This is a genomic window from Pauljensenia sp. UMB9872 (assembly GCF_030212665.1).
In the GTDB taxonomy this organism is placed as follows: domain Bacteria; phylum Actinomycetota; class Actinomycetes; order Actinomycetales; family Actinomycetaceae; genus Pauljensenia; species Pauljensenia turicensis_B.
In genome coordinates, this window is record NZ_JASOER010000040.1 from 1 (window position 1) to 1014 (window position 1014).

Sequence of the window (1014 nt, forward strand, 5' to 3'; positions counted from 1 at the left end):
TGACGCGACGCCAGCTGATCACCACTTCACCGACCACCTGGGACCGTACCCACGCCTGGTGCTGGGACACCCGCCCGACCTGGCCCCAGACCGGGGAAATACATGACCAAGTTTTTATCGACGGCACCTATATCGGCTACAACTGGTGCGTGCTCACCGCCGTGTGCTACCAGGGTGTGATCGCCTACCAGCTCTGTCACCGCGAGAACAAGGAAGCCTACCGTGCGTTACTCAACCAGATCCCTGCCCCTGTGATTGTCACAACCGACGGCGACAAAGGCGCCCTCGCCGCGATCAAATCCTGTTGGCCACAAACCCGGATCCAACGCTGCCTGGTCCATGTCCAACGCAATATTCGTCGTGTGACCACCAGCAGACCCAAGACAGTCCAACACAAAGCTCTCTACCAGTTGGGTTTGAACCTGACGAAAGTCACCACCGCCGAGCAAGCACGTGCCTGGGAGAAAGCCCTCTTCGCTTTCCATGAACTCTACGATTCCTGGCTGAAAGAACGCACCTACCGCGATCACGTCCACACCATCCCCGGCTTTGTCAGTGCCAATCAGCAATGGTGGTACACCCATCGCGATACTCGACGAATCGTGTCCGCACTGGACCGCTACGTGAAAAGCGGTGTCTTGTTCACCTACCTCGATCCCACCATTGCAGTCACCACCCCGATCGCATCCACCACCAACAGGCTCGAAGGAGGCACCAACGCTGTCCTGAAAGCATTCCTTCACACCCACCGCGGCCTGTCCGAGCCACGCATGCTGACCGCGATCGATTACTTCCTCTACTCCAGGTCCGTTGATCCCCAACCCCTGGAAACATTCATGACCAACACGATCACCACGCCCTCACCACGGCCGGAACAAAGCCATGAAGGACCCGCCCAAATCGATTCCCACATCAACCATCAAGCCCCGTGGGAAGACGGCCTCACCATCCGCAAAGGCTGGCTCAGAAACTAACAACACGCCACCATAAGCAACTAATTTTGGGTATTAACCC

At 57.4% G+C, this 1014-nt stretch carries 1 protein-coding gene; it reads left to right on the forward strand.

Features of this window, described 5'->3' with window-relative positions; genetic code table 11:
• A partial coding sequence (locus QP109_RS09205; protein ID WP_285024434.1) for an IS1249 family transposase occupies positions 1-974 on the forward strand: 974 nt, incomplete at its 5' end.
• Positions 975-1014: the final 40 nt, after the last annotated feature.